Raw genomic sequence first — 293 nt, forward strand, 5'->3', positions numbered from 1 at the left:
TTTGCACCCGAATTAAACGTAAGGGTTCTTAGCTCAGCTGGTTCAGAGCATCTGCCTTACAAGCAGAGGGTCACTGGTTCGAATCCAGTAGGACCCACTTAGGTTAAAATTAAAAAATTTTTATCATTGTAATTTTTGGGTTCTTAGCTCAGCTGGTTCAGAGCATCTGCCTTACAAGCAGAGGGTCACTGGTTCGAATCCAGTAGGACCCACCAAAACTCGGATTTTATTGTTGTTTTCATAATTAAAAAGGATTCTTAGCTCAGCTGGTTCAGAGCATCTGCCTTACAAGC

At 42.0% G+C, this 293-nt stretch carries 2 tRNA genes; both read left to right on the forward strand.

The window, feature by feature from the left end:
• Nucleotides 1–22: 22 nt before the first annotated feature.
• Nucleotides 23–97: transfer RNA gene (locus HMPREF1320_RS05580), tRNA-Val, on the forward strand.
• A gap of 40 nt (nt 98–137) precedes the next feature.
• Nucleotides 138–215, forward strand: a tRNA-Val gene (locus HMPREF1320_RS05585).
• Nucleotides 216–293: the final 78 nt, after the last annotated feature.

Origin of the sequence: Capnocytophaga sp. oral taxon 335 str. F0486, from assembly GCF_000277665.1 — a bacterium.
In the GTDB taxonomy this organism is placed as follows: domain Bacteria; phylum Bacteroidota; class Bacteroidia; order Flavobacteriales; family Flavobacteriaceae; genus Capnocytophaga; species Capnocytophaga ochracea.